A 16,374-nucleotide genomic window follows, 5' to 3' on the forward strand; every position below is an offset into this window, starting at 1 on the left:
CCGGCATTGTAACATTAAATGGTGATATGTGCGTTACGCGCTTTTTCTCTGCTCCGCGTGCTGCGCTTCGTTTTCTTCACGCAAAACCCGGCGCAGGATTTTACCGACGTTACTTTTCGGCAGTTCATCGCGAAACTCGACCAGTTTCGGAACTTTATAGCCGGTCAGATGCTGGCGACAGTGAGCGATTACTTCATCTTTGGTCAGGCTGGCATCGCTTTTCACCACGTAAACCTTGACCACTTCACCGGACACTTCGTGCGATTGCCCGATCGCCGCCACTTCCAACACCTTGCTGTTAAGCGCCACTACATCTTCAATCTCATTCGGATAGACGTTAAAACCGGACACCAAAATCATGTCCTTCTTGCGGTCAACAATGTAAATCATGCCCAGCTCGTCAAAGCGCACGATATCGCCGGTCGACAGCCAGCCGTCCTGATCGATCACCTCTCTGGTCGCTTCCGGACGCTGCCAGTAACCCTGCATCACCTGCGGACCACGCACCTGAAGCTCACCGGTCTGATCAAACGGCAGCACATTGCCCTCTTCATCGACGATACGCGCTTCGGTCGAAGGCACCGGCAGACCAATCGCACCGGAGTAGTCCACCAGATCATACGGGTTACCAGTCACCAGAGGCGAACACTCGGTCAGGCCATAACCTTCCAGCAAATGGATACCGGTGATCTTTTTCCACTTCTCCGCCACCGCGCGCTGCACCGCCATACCACCGCCGACCGACAATGTCATATTGCTGAAATCGAGCTCGCGGAAATCTTCATTGTTGACCAGCGCATTGAACAGGGTATTCACCCCGGTAATTGCGGTAAACGGATGCTTTTGCAGCTCTTTAACAAAGCCGGGAATATCGCGCGGGTTAGTGATCAGTAAATTCTGCGCGCCCATTTCAATAAACAGCAGGCAGTTCACCGTCAGGGCAAACACGTGATAAAGCGGCAGTGCCGTCACCACCAGCTCACGCCCTTCCCGCAGTACCGGCCCATAGGCACCTTTGGCCTGCAGCACGTTAGCGACCATGTTGCGGTGAGTCAGAATGGCCCCTTTGGCCACCCCCGTGGTGCCGCCGGTGTATTGCAGAAAGGCAATGTCTTCGCCGGACATGAAGGGTTTGACGTATTGCAGACGACGCCCTTTGTGCAGCGCTTTGCGCATCGAGATTGCACCGGGCAGATTGTACTTCGGCACCATGCCTTTGATGTACTTGACCACAAAATCAACCACCGTGCCTTTGGCACGCGGCAGCATCTGACCCAGGCTGGTCAGCACCACATGCTTGACGGCGGTATTGGCGACAATCTGCTCTAGCGTATTGGCAAAGTTGGAAACAATCACGATTGCCCGCACATCAGCATCGTTGAGCTGATGCTCCAGCTCGCGAGGGGTATACAGCGGGTTAACGTTCACGGCAATCATACCCGCTCGCAGGATGCCGAACAGCGCAACCGGATACTGCAACAGGTTAGGCATCATTAGTGCGACGCGGTCGCCCTTTTTCAGCTTGAGTTCGTTCTGCAGGTAAGCCGCAAACGCCCGGCTTCGCTCCTCCAGTTTACGGTAGGTCATCACTGACCCCATGTTAATGAACGCAGGCTGATCGGCATACTGGCGGGCAGATTGCTCGAACATTTCGACCAATGACAGATATTGGTCCGGATTTATGCTTTCCGGTACATCACTTGGATAACGTGAGAGCCAAGGTTTATCCACGGTAAAACTCCTCGTCATAGGCTGGCATTATTATCGTTTATCATTATTAGAATGATGCTATTACAGCACAGCCGGCGAGCTTGAGCACGAAAGTCTCAAACACTTGTTTAAATTTTGTTAACTAAGCCTAAAATTAGTTCTGCGACGAGGCCGGGTTGCTCAAGATGGCAATGGTGACCACCAGAAATAGTAAACATCTCCAAGCGATCATCGGGGTAAATGCGGCGATCCTCTTTTAAATGAGGGTAACCTCGCTTACCCAGAATAACACGCTGTACACAGCGTATCTGCGCCATTATCGCCTCAGCGTGCTCAGGGGACATGCGATATAATGACTCACCTTTCAGTGCGCTGTCGTGGCGCCAGCGCCATTGTCCGTCCACTTGGGCAATGCCTCGTTCCACTACCGGCGTGATTAAGGGCGCGGCAATCTGATTGGCTTCGGCCCGTCGCTCGACTGCCTGATCAAAGCTGCGATAGCCGCGCTCCGGTTTACGCCGTAGACGCTGGCGGCTGAGCACGCCGCGCCGTAAACGCTCAACACTGAGTTCAGGCGCTTCGGACAAAGGGGCCAGCCCTTCAATCTGAACTAATCCTACCACTTGGTCAGGAAAGGCGGCACTATAGCAACTTGCGATCAATGCACCAAGTGAATGACCGACTAATATCCGTCTGTTTGGCGAAAAATGCGCCAAAAATTGGTATATATCGTCAATATAGTGATGAAATGGATAAAAGTGGTTATCCGCTTTATGGCTGGATAAACCATGACCGGGCAGATCCACGGCACACAGATGCGCGGTTGGCCAGACCTGCTGCAGCTCTGCCATTACTGAGATAAAACTGGCGGCATTGTCCATCCAGCCATGTAAAAAAACGACCGAGAACTCGGCCGTTTGCAGATCACCGGTTTCCAGCGCAGCAAGCTGACCACCGGCTATCGGATAAGAGGTTGAACGCAGCATTATTTCACTTCTTGAATCGCTCTATTTGATTCCCTGCATCGCTTTATTTGACTTCCTGAATGACACGCCCGTCACGAGGAAAATCATCAAAATGACGACAATAGAAATTGCGGCACGGATAATGGTAAGGCCCGATATCGTCAATCACTACCCGCTCAGTCACTTTCCACAGATAATAGCCACTGGCTTTCATCACCGGCAGCATCTGCTCGAATTCACCGACTTTGCCCATTTCCGGCGATGTAGTGGTGCCGACCAGGGTAATCAGACGTCCCTGACCGTAGGTGATCGGATCAAGAAAGCCGTTCACATACGCGACGAATCGCCCCTGCGGCTCGCTGGTCAGACTCGGACGCCCCACATCATCAATCGGCAGATTAACGATTTCAATCCGGGTTTTATCAGCCAGGTTCGTGACACTGGCAATCACACCACCGAGACGAACTTCGGCCTGACTGGCCGGATCAATCTCACTCCAGCGCGAGTAATCACTGATCACATTGTCGCTGTTTGCCGTGAGCTGGGAAGGTAAAGTGGCGCAGGCTGACAACAGCAGAGCTGCCGCCAGTGCGGTAATAACAGACTGAATCTGGAAACGTTTCATAATGAGCCCCTATTCGATCAGACAGGCATATCTCGCCATCAGATATAGATATCGACTCCGAGTAACTGTGCCAGTTCCTCTTTTCTGGAGTGATTCATTATATCCATATACTCTTCGAGCGCCTTTCTCGATCGCCCTTCCGGCAAATCATACTGTACCTGAGCACGCTGGAAATCAGACGCATCCATATGGCGGATAGAGTGAGACACCGCCGTGGCAACCTTGCTGGTCTGGGCGACCTCGGACGCGGCATGGTCAGCCTGCGGCTTCTTCTTCGCTTTGGATGTCCGGTGGCCGCCCGGTATCCTTGCGGGAGGCAGACCGTTAATTGAAACCATACTGTGCGCTCCAGTTAAATGACGTTCACCTTCATTGTGGCCCAGGGGGCTGCATTATGCATTCTGTCCGTTATTCACGACCCGGCAGTTTTTTCCATGCCACAGTATCACGCAGATAGACCGGGCTGGAGTCCTCCACTGCGACGGTGTGACCTTGCTCAAACGCCTGCTTGGCCAGAATCACCATATCCTGCGCCTGCGGATAAAGCACTTCACTGCTCTGAATCGTCAGCGGTAGCGTCGCCAGTTCCTGCGGATAAGCATCCCAACCGGTCCCCACCGTGGCCCAGGTCTGTGCATCGGCGGCGATATTGTCAGCCAGAGCCTGAGGTGGAATCACACACTCTTCATCCACCGTCTGCCAGCTGCCGTCGGCCTGACGCACATAGCGTCCCCAGTACACTTCACTCATACGTGCATCAATCGCACACGCAACATGGGTTGCCCCCTGAGTCCGGTAAGCTCCCTGAGCCATTGCCGCCAGAGTCGACACGCCGATCATCGGCAGGTCGGCACCAAAAGCCAGTCCCTGCGCAATACCGATACCAATCCTAACCCCGGTGAAACTGCCAGGGCCACGACCAAACGCCAGCGCGTCTAACTCTTGCAGTGTTAAACCCGCTTCTTTCAGCACCTCATCGACCATCGGCAGAATCTTTTTGGTGTGATCACGGGGAGCCACTTCACTGCGAGAATACAGTTTATCGCCCACCAGGAGTGCGACCGAACATGCTTCGGTTGCGGTATCGATGGCAAGAATTTTTGCGCTCATGAATATCTCTAAATTATTGCTGTAGTTAATAAATCCAAACAAAGTCGCCCGGGCAGGATACCCTTACTTTCACTGGCCTACTTTGCCTGATGTATATGTTGCAGAAAGTCCTTCACCACTTCCAAGTCCCGGGTTCTCGGGATGGGCGGTAAACTACTGAGGAAGATACCGCCATAATCTCTGGTGACCAAACGGTTATCACAGATGATCAGCGCTCCCTGGTCTTTCTTATCGCGAATCAGTCGTCCGACGCCCTGTTTCAGGGTGATGACCGCCTCGGGTAACTGAACCTGTGCAAACGGATCGCCGCCACGCAGACGACAATCTTCAATTCGTGCTTTAAGCAGCGGATCGTCCGGTGCCGTAAACGGAAGTTTGTCGATGATAACACAGCTTAAGGTATCGCCTCTAACATCGATCCCTTCCCAGAAGGCTCCAGTCGCCACCAGCAAAGCATTCCCCAGCTCCATAAATTCCGCCAGGGTCTTTTGCTTACTGGTTTCGCCCTGCATCAGCACTGGCAGAGAGAGCTGTTCGCGAAATCGCTCACCCAGTTCACGCATCATACTGTGTGACGTGCAGAGGAAAAAGCAGCGCCCCTGGTTTTGCTCAATCACAGGTGCCAGCATAGAGACCAGTTTATTCGCAAGACCGGGACTGTTCGGCTCAGGCAGATAGCGCGGCACGCACAATTTGGCCTGCTGCGCATAATCAAACGGGCTGGGCAGAGAAAACTGCGCCGCCGGCTCTAATCCGAGCCGATGGGTAAAGTGGCCAAAATCGTCGTTCACTGCCAATGTCGCGGAGGTGAATATCCACGCGCCCTGCTTCATTTCCATCTGTTCGTGAAACTTATCTGCCACGGTCAGCGGGGTAATATGCAGGCTAAACTGACGCGGTGTGGTGTCGTACCAGTAGGAATAACCGGTAATCGAGACATCACATACCCGCTCAACGCGCCCTTTGATCAGGTTAGCCCGTTCAAAAGCGGTATCGAGCAGTTGACTGCGGCCCAGGGCCAGTTTGAGCACGTCGATGGCAAAGTCCAGACTCTCCCGCACCCGCTCTACTTCGCGGACAATGGACGGCGACTGAATCGCCTCGCGCCAGTTGCCGCGAAAACCGGTATCACCCAGCGCGATGCGCAAATCCATCGCTGACTGCACCAGCTTATCGCCGACTTTTTGTAGCTGGCGCATATCTTTCGCTTCGGTGCGATAACCAATCTCGATGTCTTTGGCCAGCTCCTGAATCTGACGGCTGGATACCGACTGACCAAAATATTGGCTGGCGATATCAGGCAGCTGATGTGCTTCATCAAAGATAAACACGTCCGCTTCCGGGATAAGCTCCCCAAAGCCGGTTTCTTTTATCGCCAGGTCTGCCAGAAACAAGTGATGGTTCACCACCACCACATCGGCATCCAGAGCTTTGCGGCGGGCTTTGGAGACAAAGCAGTCCTGATAGCTGGCACACTCTTTACCCAGGCAGTTATCGTTGGTAGAGGTGATGGTCGGAATGATCATGCTGTCTTCCGGCAGCTCATCACAGTCACCCAGGTCACCGGTTTTGGTCTCCGACGCCCAACTACGCACTTTGACTAACTGGGTCAGCAATGTCGGGTCCGTCTGATTGGTGTGACTTTCCACCATCTGGCGACTAAGCCGGTCGAGACAAAGATAGTTCGCCCGACCTTTCAGCAAAGCAACACTGCCGTGAAAACCGAGCGCACCGACCATTAAAGGCAGATCGCGGTGAAATAACTGCTCCTGCAGGTTTTTCGATCCGGTGCTAATGATCACCTTCTTGCCACTCAGCAGAGCTGGCACCAGATAGGCGAAGGTCTTACCGGTTCCCGTCCCCGCCTCAACCACCAGCTGCGAGTCGTCTGCAATGGCTTTAGCCACTGCTTCAGCCATATCGATTTGCGCCTGACGAGCCTGAAAGCCGGGAATGGCTTTACCCAGAGCGCCCTGCTGAGAAAAGGTTTTTGCAATCATCCTGCGAGCTGTCGAAAGAGAGAATGCGGCGATTATGGCAGTTTTCCCCCCGGGTGCGAATCCGATTCTATCGGCGTGATCTTAGCGGGTTACATCACCGAACCAGAAATAATGTGACCAAGCGCCCAGATAGTGGTTGAAACCATACGGAGAATCGATTAATTATAAAGACTGCTTGGGCAGCCTTACCGTTCCGGCTTGCCTACCCTGTAATACCTCTGACCTCATTGAAGTCGTGCTCGGACCACCAGCCGGTGAACCGACTGCCGCAGACCACTTCACCTCAGAAAGGTGTACATAACCAAAAAAGAAAATGCACGGAAGTTGTCATTAATGGAAAAGAAAACGCTGCTTACGCATTGTACCGATGCGCCGGGTCTGATCTCGAAGATCACCAATATTTGTTACAAACATCAACTCAACATCATCCACAACAGCGAATACGTGGATAACACCAGCGGCCACTTTTTCATGCGCACCGAGCTTGAGGGCTACTTTAACGATGAAACCCTGCTCGCCGACCTGGACAACGCACTGCCACAAGGTGCCAAACGCAAACTGATCAGCTCAACCCGCAAACGTGTGGTGATTCTGGTCACCAAAGAGTCGCACTGTCTGGGCGACATTCTGATGAAAAATTTCGATGGCAGCCTCAATGTCGATATCGCTGCGGTTATCGGTAACTATGATGTGCTGCAGGGACTGACGGAGAAGTTTGATATCCCGTATCACTGCGTGTCACATGAAGGCCTCAATCGTCAGGAACACGAGCAGAAGATGCTGGAAGTGATCAACCAGTACGATCCGGACTTCGTGGTGCTGGCCAAATACATGCGTGTGCTGACTCCTGCTTTTGTTGAGCAGTACCACCACAAGATCATCAACATTCACCACAGCTTCCTGCCAGCCTTTATCGGCGCACGCCCCTATCAACAGGCTTACGAGCGCGGTGTGAAGATCATTGGTGCCACAGCGCACTTTGTCACCAACGATCTCGATGAAGGTCCAATCATCAAGCAGGATGTGATTCCAATCGACCACACCTTCAGCGCAAAAGACATGGCGCAGGCAGGACGTGACGTTGAGAAGAGCGTGCTGAGTAAAGCGCTGAGCAAAGTGGTTAACGACCACGTCTTCGTGTACGGCAACAAAACCGTTATTCTATAACGCCAGTGACCGAATCCGAACCAACAGAGGGCGCCAAAAGGCGCCCTCATCAGTAATGGATACAGACAACGCCTGTCAAAGCGTCAGCGCTAGCGTGACTCCCTGACGGATGGCGCGCACAGCATCCAGCTCACCGGCCACATCCGCTCCACCGATAACATGCAGCTTATCGCCCAGCTGTTGCCACTTGTCCTCAAACGGACGTACCGACTCCTGACCGGCACAAATTACCACTTTGTCCACTTCCAGCAGCTGTGGATTACCATTTAACGAAATATGCAGTCCCTGGTTATCGATACTTTCATAACTGACTCCGCCCATCAGATGCACGCCGCGTTTTTCCAGAGTGCGTTTATGGATCCAGCCTGTAGTTTTACCCGGCCCTTTGCCAACCCGGCCTTTGCGCCGCTGCAGCAGCCACACTTGTTTATCACTCAGCATCTCCGGATACGGGTACAACCCGCCCGGATAGGCAATGTCGGTATCAATGCCCCATTCGTGCAGCCAGTCGTCGAGTTTATAAGCCGCAGGCTCAGTAATCATGGTTGCTACATCCACCCCAATACCACCAGCGCCGACAATGGCGACCTTGTCTCCGACCGGAGTTTTGTCACGGATTAGGGTCTGGTAATCCACTACCTTATCCGGATCATCAATGCCTTCAATCGTCACTTTACGCGGCGTAACCCCGGACGCCATCACGACCTCATCGTATTCATCCAACATCGAATAAGTCACTTCGGTATCGAGGTGCAAACGCACGCCGGTCTGTTCAATCCGGTTAGCAAAATAGCGAATGGTCTCCCGGAACTCTTCTTTACCCGGGATCTGCATGGCGAGGCGAAACTGACCTCCTATCCGGTCATTGCGCTCAAACAAATCCACCTGATGGCCACGTTCCGCCAGCATGGTCGCGCTGGCAAGTCCGGCTGGCCCTGCGCCGATCACGGCGATGTTTTTCTTCACAGCCGCCGGAGTGACCGTCAGCTCGGTCTCATAGCAGGCCTGCGGATTGACCATGCAACTGGCGCGCTTAGCCTGGAAAACATTATCCAGACACGCCTGATTACACCCGATACAGGTGTTAATCAGATTAGCCTGACCTTGCTCTGCTTTCGCGACAAAATAGGGATCGGCCAAGAATGGACGAGCCATCGAGACCATATCGGCCTGCCCGCTGGCAAGAATCTGCTCGGCCTGACCCGGGGTATTAATGCGGTTACAGGTAATCACCGGCACCTTGAGATGCGGTTTGATTTTTTCGGTCACCCAACTGAAGGCAGCACGTGGCACCTGAGTTGCAATGGTAGGAATGCGTGCTTCATGCCAGCCGATACCGGTATTAATCAGGGTGACACCAGCCTCCTCAAGCGCTTTGGCCAGTTGAACGACTTCTTCAAAGGTGCTGCCTTCTTCTACCAAATCAAGCATCGAGAGGCGGAAAATAATAATAAACTCTTCACCGACTGTCGCACGAATGGCCCGTACAACTTCAAGCGGGAAGCGAATTCGGTTCTCATAACTGCCGCCCCAGGCGTCATAACGCACGTTGGTACGCTTACAAATAAACTGGTTGAGCAGATACCCTTCCGATCCCATCACCTCGACCCCGTCATAACCCGCTTGCCGGGCCAGCAGCGCACTGTTGGCAAAGTCATCGATGGTGGACCAGATCTGGCGCTCGCTCATTTCTCCCGGCGCAAAACGGGCAATCGGCGCTTTGATAGCGGAGGCGCTGAGAGAAAATGGATGCATCGCATAACGGCCGGCATGCAAAAGCTGCAGGGCAATTTTTCCGCCGTGATGGTGCACCGCTTCGGTCACCACCTGATGCGCTTTTGCATGTTTGGCACTACTGAACTGAGCACTGAAAGGGTGCAGACGACCACGCAAGTTCGGAGAGAATCCGCCGGTCACAATCAGTCCGACGCCACCTTTGGCGCGTTCGGCGTAAAAAGCAGCGAGCTTTTGCAGACCTTCCTTGTGCTCTTCAAGGCCAGTGTGCATTGAGCCCATCAGGACCCGGTTGCGCAACTGAGTAAATCCAAGATCTAAAGGCTGAAGCAGATTTGGGTACATGGCAGCGTCACTTTTATCGTTATCTTTAATGGTCTGACCAGAATATGCAGTCATTTACCAAAAATCAAACAGGCGTTTACATTTCTGTAACCACGATCAATCTTGCGGTTGTTTGAGTATAATGAATAACGTAGGATGACGAGGATACCCAAGTGACTGGTCTTAAAGGCGAACCAAGCCGTCTCTCCTTTGCTGAGATCAATTCTGTGTGAGACTGCCCCTCCGGCGGGGCTGGACGTTACACTGTGCGCCATAATGCTGTGGATGCGCACTGCCGCTTAACCGCTTGTTCACTTTAAGCGGTAGTTCACTTGGTTGTCTTATCCCGGAATTACCCGCGTATCATCCTCAGCAAGCCATTTACTTGTTGCGTTGGAGACAAGATGAAACAAACATTTCGATTTATAGGCCTGATTTTCAAAGGTATTTGGAAATTAATCACCTTTGTCAGACTGGCTCTGACCAATCTGCTTTTTCTCCTCAGCCTGGCAGTTATCTATTTCATTTACATTCATGCTGATTCACCAGCGCCGACCGTCAGACAAGCCTCGGCTTTGGTTCTGAACCTGTCCGGCCCCGTCGTTGAGCAGAGTACTTACATCAATCCACTCGACTCGTTTGCCGGTTCTGTGCTGGGTGATGATCTGCCGAAAGAGAACGTCTTGTTTGACATCGTCGATACCCTGCGTCAGGCCAAAGATGACAGTCACATCAGCGGGCTGGTACTGGCGCTGCGCGACCTGCCGGAAACCAATCTGACCAAGTTGCGTTATATCGCCAAAGCGATCAACGAATTCAAAGCATCCGGTAAGCCGGTGTACGCGGTTGGCGATATGTACAACCAGAGCCAGTACTACCTGGCGAGCTATGCCGACAAAGTGTTCCTGGCTCCCGACGGCGCCGTGATGCTGCGTGGCTACAGCGCCTACAACATGTACTACAAGACTCTGCTGGAAAATCTCGACGTTAACACTCACGTTTTCCGTGTCGGCACCTATAAATCCGCTATCGAGCCTTTTATTCGTGACGACATGTCCGATGCCGCGCGAGAATCGGCGTCACGCTGGCTAAGCCAGTTGTGGGGAGCCTATGTGGACGATGTGGCGACCAATCGCCAGATTGATGCGAAGACCCTGACCCCGAGCATGGATGAATTTCTGGCGCTGCTAAAACAGTCCTCCGGTAATCTGGCCGATCTGTCACTAAAAGCCGGCCTGGTCGACGAACTGGCCACGCGCCAGCAAGTGCGCGCACAACTGGTCGATGCCTTCGGCAGTGACGGTGAAGACAGCTACAATGCGGTCAGCTACTACGAGTACCGTTCATCAGTCAAACCTAAATTTGACATGAATGCGGACGATATCGCAGTGGTCGTGGCCAGCGGCACTATTATGGATGGTGATCAGCCACGCGGCACAGTCGGCGGCGATACTCTGGCCTCACTACTGCGAGAAGCGCGTATCGATGACAAAGTGAAAGCAGTCGTGCTGCGTGTCGACAGCCCGGGCGGCAGTGCATTTGCTTCGGAAGTGATTCGTAACGAAATCGATGCCATTAAAGCAGCCGGCAAGCCTGTGGTCATTTCGATGTCGAGCCTGGCCGCTTCCGGCGGTTACTGGATCTCTATGGGCGGTGACCAGATTGTGGCTCAGCCAACCACACTCACCGGTTCAATTGGTATTTTCAGTGTCATCACGACCTTTGAGAAAGGGCTCAACAAGCTTGGCATCTACACGGATGGTGTGGGCACCTCGCCGTTCTCCGGCGTCGGCATCACGACGGGTCTCAATGACGGCATTAAACAAGCACTGCAAATGGGCATTGAAAACGGCTACCAACGCTTTATTTCTCTGGTGGCAGAGAACCGTGACATGTCAGTGGATGCTGTTGATAAAGTTGCTCAGGGCCGGGTTTGGACTGCTCAGGACGCACAAAAATATGGCCTGGTCGATAAACTGGGTGATTTTGATGACGCAGTAAAACTGGCAGCGCAACTGGCTAATCTCGACAACTACAACCTGTATTGGGTCGAAGAACCGCTCAGCCCGGCGCAGCAGTTTGTGCAGGACCTGTTTGCTCAGGTGCGGACCAGCCTGGGAATGGATTTCGCCACTATGTTACCAGAAGCGCTGCAACCGGCAGCGAAGCAGCTAACTGCCGATGCCAGTCTGATGAGCAGTTTCAATGACCCGAAAGGTTATTACGCGTTCTGCCTACCCTGCCAGGTACAGTAGTAACAATTGACGAAAAATAACATCAGATACCGTACGTAACACTGATCTTACCACTCGTTAAACTGGGGGTGCTTTGTTAGAAACGCCCCTTTTTATTGGCTAAGATTTCGCTATAATCCGCGCTCTGTTCCCTACAATAAGTGGTTTCCCCCATGACAAGAAAACATATCTATATCGCTTACACCGGCGGTACAATCGGTATGAAGAAATCCGACCATGGCTACGTTCCTGTTGCTGGTTTTATGGAAAAGCAGCTGGCTGCCATGCCGGAATTCCATCGTCCGGAAATGCCGGAATTCACCGTGCATGAATACGATCCGCTGATCGACTCGTCAGATATGACCCCGCAGGACTGGCAGAAAATTGCCGATGACATCCGTGAAAACTACGAAAAATATGATGGCTTCGTGATCCTGCATGGTACTGACACCATGGCCTATACCGCCTCGGCACTGTCATTTATGCTGGAAAATCTGGGTAAACCTGTCATCGTCACAGGCTCACAAATCCCGCTGGCAGAACTACGCTCAGACGGTCAGGCCAACCTGCTCAATGCACTGCACATCGCGGCCAACTACCCGATCAACGAAGTGACCCTGTTTTTCAACAACCAGTTGATGCGCGGTAACCGCAGTACCAAATCCCATGCTGACGGTTTCAACGCCTTCACATCACCGAACCTGCCGCCTCTGCTGGAAGCCGGTATCAATATTCAGGTCAGCAACAACGTCAAACTGGACGTCAAACCTGAAGGTGCATTCCGCGTGCAGAACATTACGCCACAGCCAGTCGGTGTGATTACCATGTACCCGGGTATCTCCCATGAAGTGATTCGTAACACTCTGCTGCAGCCGGTTAATGCGATGATCCTGCTGACCTTTGGTGTCGGTAACGCACCGCAGAACAAAGAACTGCTGGCTCAGTTGCATGATGCGTCTGAACGCGGCGTGATCGTGGTGAACCTGACTCAGTGTCTGGCCGGTAAAGTCAATATGGGCGGCTACGCCACCGGTTGTGCTCTGGCCGATGCGGGAGTCATCAGCGGTTTTGATATGACGCCGGAAGCGGCGCTGGCGAAACTGCACTACCTGCTCAGCCAGAATCTTTCTTACGAGGAAGTGAAAAACCAGATGCAGCAGGTGCTGCGCGGTGAGATGAGCTTGTAATTCGAACGACGGTGTTCCAAGCCAGGCCCTAGATCCTAGGGCCTAAACCCTACTACTCTTGGTTGGGATTAACCCGAACGATATCTTCCTGCCCCTGTTGAAAACGCTTTTTCAACTCTGCCTTTGACTTAAACATCATCTCGCCACCGGCACTGATACTCATGTGATCCGCATCTTTATTGTGCTTAGATTGATACAACATCACAGCTTGCATACAGTAATCTCGCTGCTCCGGAGAAAGTAGTGTACCCTCAGGCCACTTACCCGTTTCCACGGCGAATACCAGGCGTTCATACGCTTCGGGAGTGATGGCATCGATTAATTGATTAGCATCCATGATGATTTCCTACTTACTACTGTGTGATAAATTACGTGCTTGGGTCACAGTAACGACCTGGCGTATTCAGTCAAGATTAGCTAAATAAATAAGTGTATCGGATCACAAGCCATAATTATGAACAACGTCAAAACTCTAGTTATCTTGTCTTTGCCCCTGATCCTGAGCGGTTGTTTTGAAAACCGCAACAACACCGACAAACTGTGTGCGGACAATCCGGGGCTGCGCTGCGAACTGCTTAATATCGATGACGGCCAGTGCCGTGTCCCGCGCACGGATCTGATTTGGCAGCGTTTTGAAGTACTGAAAAAACCCAGCGTCGACAATAAAATTCACGAGTACCAGCTGGTCAGTGAATACCGTAAATGCCTCGAACTGGCCGCGCAGATTCTGCCTATCGACCAAACCGAACTGAAACAAAAACGCTTTTCCGCCCTGATGCACAGTGGCGATGAACAACAACGTCTGGTGGATGAACTGCACCAGATGCGTACTCCGCAATCCCTCTATTTTCTCTGGAGCCAGATCGGCGATAATCAGGCGCGACGCGAGTTTTTGCAGATGGAAGGTAAGCCTGAACTGGATACCGCAGAAATGCAGTACGCTCTAGCCACCTTCTACACCAGCCGGGATCGCGAGAAAACTATCCAACTACTTAACCGCGCTCTGGAACTCAGCCAGGGACAAGCAGTGAATACCGAGATCTTTAAATCTTTGGCCAGTACCTATCAGGTACTGAACGACAAAGAGCACGCTTATGTGTGGGCCATGGTGGGTAAAGAGTATGGCGTCCCTCTGGCTTCGAAAGCAGAGCTGGACTTGTTGTATGGATTTGATGACGAGAAGTTTGAACGGCTGGAGAATGTCGCGGCTGAAGTTGTCAGTGCAATTAAAGCCGGCCAGTTCTCCAGCCATATGGTTCCTAATTCATTAGAATAAATTCCTAACTCATTGGAATAATGTAACCTTTTAACATCTCATTGCGCAGAATGGCGTCGGTTAGTTACTTTTGTTGAAAATTAACGACACTGAGTTAACACAGTAACGCTCCCCGGTCGTCTTCGGTCCATCGGGGAAAACATGCCCCAAATGGCTGTCACAGGCTGCACAACGAATCTCAGTTCTGCTCATTCCGTGACTATTATCATCTAAATATCGGATAGCACCGTCATGCGCAGGCGCATCAAAACTCGGCCAGCCACAGCCAGAATCGTATTTGTTCTCTGAGTGAAACAGTGCGGCTTCACAGCAGGTACAGTTATACAGACCGGTGTCCTTATTGTGCAGTAACTTACCGCTGAATGGCGGCTCGGTTCCCTGCATTCGACATACGTAATACTGCTCCTCGTTCAGGCGCTCACGCCAGTATTCATCAGGCTTCTCGACGGTTTCAACTGTTGGATTCACGTTATTTTTCTTCCTTATACACTACCTAGTTATGTGCTTTTTTTAGATAAAAACTTGCGCGTGGCGCGCTTTGTGGCACATACTTTCTCACCATAACATGGCGCGCTTTCTATTGGTAAGCGACCAACGATAATTTAGGGATTTTACATCAATTTGGTAGAGGACTCGCAGAGTCCAGTGTAAAAAATAGTCATTTGCAACCTAATGTTAAAAAAAGCGGTGCTTTTTTTTGACTTTAAACAAGTTAAGTCGGATTATCTGTTGCAGATGTTTACTGGATTTTGTAATTTTACTACCAGTTATCTTTAATCAGAAATTAAGTTGTGGAGCAACTATAATGACTATCAAAGTAGGTATTAACGGTTTTGGCCGTATTGGCCGTTTCGTTTTCCGTGCAGCACAAGAACGTAATGACATCGAAGTGGTAGGTATCAACGACCTGATCGACGTAGATTACATGGCATACATGCTGAAGTACGACTCAACTCACGGCCGTTTCAACGGTACTGTTGAAGTTGAAGGTGGTAACCTGATCGTAAACGGCAAAACTGTACGTGTAACTGCAGAACGCAACCCAGAAGACCTTAAGTGGGACGAAATCGGTGTTGACGTTGTTGCTGAAGCAACGGGTCTTTTCCTGACTGACGAGACTGCACGTAAGCACATCACTGCTGGTGCGAAGAAAGTTGTTCTGACTGGCCCTTCTAAAGACGCAACTCCAATGTTCGTTAACGGCGTAAACTTCGACACTTACGCGGGTCAAGACATCGTTTCTAACGCTTCTTGTACTACTAACTGTCTTGCACCTATCGCTAAAGTACTGAACGACAAGTTCGGTATCGAATCAGGTCTGATGACTACTGTTCACGCAACTACTGCAACTCAGAAAACTGTTGACGGTCCTTCTGCGAAAGACTGGCGCGGTGGTCGTGGTGCTTCTCAGAACATCATCCCATCTTCAACTGGCGCGGCTAAAGCAGTAGGCGTTGTACTTCCAGAAGTAAACGGCAAACTGACTGGTATGGCTTTCCGCGTACCAACTGCTAACGTTTCTGTAGTTGACCTGACTGTTAACCTGGTTAACGGTGCTTCTTACGAAGACATCTGTAAAGCGATGAAAGAAGCTTCTGAAGGCGAACTGAAAGGCGTTCTTGGTTACACTGAAGACCAAGTTGTTTCTCAAGACTTCATCGGCGAAACTTGCACTTCAGTATTCGATGCTAAAGCTGGTATCGCACTGACTGATAAATTCGTTAAAGTTGTATCTTGGTACGACAACGAAATCGGTTACTCAAACAAAGTTCTTGACCTGATCGCTCACATCTCTAAGTAATGTAAGCATTAGCGATAAGCTTGTCTTTGAAAGATAAGACGTGAAGAAAGGCGGCTCTCGAGTCGCCTTTTTTGTCTCTGATTTTTGTCGGGATAGCAACAGATTCCGTGATTGATACGCTAATCTATATCAATCAAAACACTAATTTACATCAATTAGTACGCTGAGTTATACCAATTGATACACTGAGCGATGAGCCGTTGTGCACCGTGCGCAGCCAATGACCTTGCGAGCCTGTGAC

14 protein-coding genes are annotated in these 16,374 nt (G+C 51.5%); 5 read left to right on the forward strand and 9 right to left on the reverse strand.

The window, feature by feature from the left end; genetic code table 11:
• Positions 1 to 33 precede the first annotated feature (33 nt).
• From fadD to KNV97_RS13360, 6 genes are all read right to left on the reverse strand, one after another.
• Complete coding sequence (gene fadD, locus KNV97_RS13335) at positions 34 to 1,731, reverse strand: long-chain-fatty-acid--CoA ligase FadD (RefSeq protein WP_218563326.1); 1,698 nt, start codon at positions 1,729 to 1,731, stop codon at positions 34 to 36.
• A gap of 107 nt (positions 1,732 to 1,838) precedes the next feature.
• Positions 1,839 to 2,696, reverse strand: coding sequence for an alpha/beta fold hydrolase (locus KNV97_RS13340; protein ID WP_136484293.1), 858 nt, complete (start codon positions 2,694 to 2,696; stop codon positions 1,839 to 1,841).
• Positions 2,697 to 2,739: 43 nt separating this feature from the next.
• Entirely contained in the window at positions 2,740 to 3,300 is a 561-nt protein-coding gene (locus KNV97_RS13345) for a Slp family lipoprotein (protein WP_136484294.1), read from the reverse strand.
• Positions 3,301 to 3,338: 38 nt separating this feature from the next.
• Positions 3,339 to 3,638: a chromosome partitioning protein ParA gene (locus tag KNV97_RS13350; protein ID WP_136484295.1), complete on the reverse strand. Its 300-nt coding sequence runs from the start codon at positions 3,636 to 3,638 to the stop codon at positions 3,339 to 3,341.
• Between the two features lie 70 nt (positions 3,639 to 3,708).
• Positions 3,709 to 4,410: a tRNA (adenosine(37)-N6)-threonylcarbamoyltransferase complex dimerization subunit type 1 TsaB gene (gene tsaB, locus KNV97_RS13355; protein ID WP_136484296.1), complete on the reverse strand. Its 702-nt coding sequence runs from the start codon at positions 4,408 to 4,410 to the stop codon at positions 3,709 to 3,711.
• Between the two features lie 77 nt (positions 4,411 to 4,487).
• Entirely contained in the window at positions 4,488 to 6,410 is a 1,923-nt protein-coding gene (locus KNV97_RS13360; protein ID WP_218563327.1) for an ATP-dependent DNA helicase, read from the reverse strand.
• A gap of 333 nt (positions 6,411 to 6,743) precedes the next feature.
• On the opposite strand from KNV97_RS13360, the gene purU reads away from it, so the two are divergent.
• Positions 6,744 to 7,577: a formyltetrahydrofolate deformylase gene (gene purU / locus KNV97_RS13365; RefSeq protein WP_218563328.1), complete on the forward strand. Its 834-nt coding sequence runs from the start codon at positions 6,744 to 6,746 to the stop codon at positions 7,575 to 7,577.
• 75 nt (positions 7,578 to 7,652) lie between these two features.
• Here the strand turns inward: purU and KNV97_RS13370 are convergent, their stop codons facing one another.
• On the reverse strand, positions 7,653 to 9,656 hold the full coding sequence (locus tag KNV97_RS13370) for an NADPH-dependent 2,4-dienoyl-CoA reductase (RefSeq protein ID WP_218563436.1): 2,004 nt from the start codon (positions 9,654 to 9,656) through the stop codon (positions 7,653 to 7,655).
• Positions 9,657 to 10,039: 383 nt separating this feature from the next.
• Between KNV97_RS13370 and sppA the strand changes: the two genes are divergently transcribed.
• Positions 10,040 to 11,890 (forward strand): signal peptide peptidase SppA, encoded by a 1,851-nt coding sequence (sppA, locus tag KNV97_RS13375; RefSeq protein WP_218563329.1) that lies wholly within the window; start codon positions 10,040 to 10,042, stop codon positions 11,888 to 11,890.
• A gap of 152 nt (positions 11,891 to 12,042) precedes the next feature.
• On the forward strand, positions 12,043 to 13,056 hold the full coding sequence (gene ansA, locus KNV97_RS13380; protein ID WP_136484300.1) for an asparaginase: 1,014 nt from the start codon (positions 12,043 to 12,045) through the stop codon (positions 13,054 to 13,056).
• 52 nt (positions 13,057 to 13,108) lie between these two features.
• On the opposite strand, the gene KNV97_RS13385 is transcribed toward ansA, so the two are convergent.
• A complete protein-coding gene (locus KNV97_RS13385) occupies positions 13,109 to 13,393 on the reverse strand; it encodes a YeaC family protein (protein WP_136484301.1) in 285 nt (94 codons plus the stop codon).
• Between the two features lie 117 nt (positions 13,394 to 13,510).
• On the opposite strand from KNV97_RS13385, the gene KNV97_RS13390 reads away from it, so the two are divergent.
• On the forward strand, positions 13,511 to 14,332 hold the full coding sequence (locus tag KNV97_RS13390; RefSeq protein WP_218563330.1) for a DUF2989 domain-containing protein: 822 nt from the start codon (positions 13,511 to 13,513) through the stop codon (positions 14,330 to 14,332).
• A 60-nt stretch (positions 14,333 to 14,392) separates the two neighbouring features.
• Here the strand turns inward: KNV97_RS13390 and msrB are convergent, their stop codons facing one another.
• Positions 14,393 to 14,800 (reverse strand): peptide-methionine (R)-S-oxide reductase MsrB, encoded by a 408-nt coding sequence (msrB, locus tag KNV97_RS13395; RefSeq protein ID WP_218563331.1) that lies wholly within the window; start codon positions 14,798 to 14,800, stop codon positions 14,393 to 14,395.
• A 337-nt stretch (positions 14,801 to 15,137) separates the two neighbouring features.
• On the opposite strand from msrB, the gene gap reads away from it, so the two are divergent.
• Positions 15,138 to 16,133 (forward strand): type I glyceraldehyde-3-phosphate dehydrogenase, encoded by a 996-nt coding sequence (gap, locus tag KNV97_RS13400; RefSeq protein WP_136484304.1) that lies wholly within the window; start codon positions 15,138 to 15,140, stop codon positions 16,131 to 16,133.
• Positions 16,134 to 16,374: the final 241 nt, after the last annotated feature.

Origin of the sequence: Vibrio ostreae (assembly GCF_019226825.1) — a bacterium.
Classification (GTDB): Bacteria; Pseudomonadota; Gammaproteobacteria; order Enterobacterales; family Vibrionaceae; genus Vibrio; species Vibrio ostreae.

Excerpts from the sequence above, each read along its gene's own strand:
- KNV97_RS13340 (WP_136484293.1), bottom strand. The coding sequence starts at position 2,696 with ATGCTGCGTTCAACCTCTTATCCGATAGCCGGTGGTCAGCTTGCTGCG.
- KNV97_RS13345 (WP_136484294.1), bottom strand. The coding sequence starts at position 3,300 with ATGAAACGTTTCCAGATTCAGTCTGTTATTACCGCACTGGCGGCAGCT.
- KNV97_RS13350 (WP_136484295.1), bottom strand. The coding sequence starts at position 3,638 with ATGGTTTCAATTAACGGTCTGCCTCCCGCAAGGATACCGGGCGGCCAC.
- tsaB (WP_136484296.1), bottom strand. The coding sequence starts at position 4,410 with ATGAGCGCAAAAATTCTTGCCATCGATACCGCAACCGAAGCATGTTCG.
- KNV97_RS13360 (WP_218563327.1), bottom strand. The coding sequence starts at position 6,410 with ATGATTGCAAAAACCTTTTCTCAGCAGGGCGCTCTGGGTAAAGCCATT.
- purU (WP_218563328.1), top strand. The coding sequence starts at position 6,744 with ATGGAAAAGAAAACGCTGCTTACGCATTGTACCGATGCGCCGGGTCTG.
- KNV97_RS13370 (WP_218563436.1), bottom strand. The coding sequence starts at position 9,656 with ATGTACCCAAATCTGCTTCAGCCTTTAGATCTTGGATTTACTCAGTTG.
- sppA (WP_218563329.1), top strand. The coding sequence starts at position 10,040 with ATGAAACAAACATTTCGATTTATAGGCCTGATTTTCAAAGGTATTTGG.
- ansA (WP_136484300.1), top strand. The coding sequence starts at position 12,043 with ATGACAAGAAAACATATCTATATCGCTTACACCGGCGGTACAATCGGT.
- KNV97_RS13385 (WP_136484301.1), bottom strand. The coding sequence starts at position 13,393 with ATGGATGCTAATCAATTAATCGATGCCATCACTCCCGAAGCGTATGAA.
- KNV97_RS13390 (WP_218563330.1), top strand. The coding sequence starts at position 13,511 with ATGAACAACGTCAAAACTCTAGTTATCTTGTCTTTGCCCCTGATCCTG.
- gap (WP_136484304.1), top strand. The coding sequence starts at position 15,138 with ATGACTATCAAAGTAGGTATTAACGGTTTTGGCCGTATTGGCCGTTTC.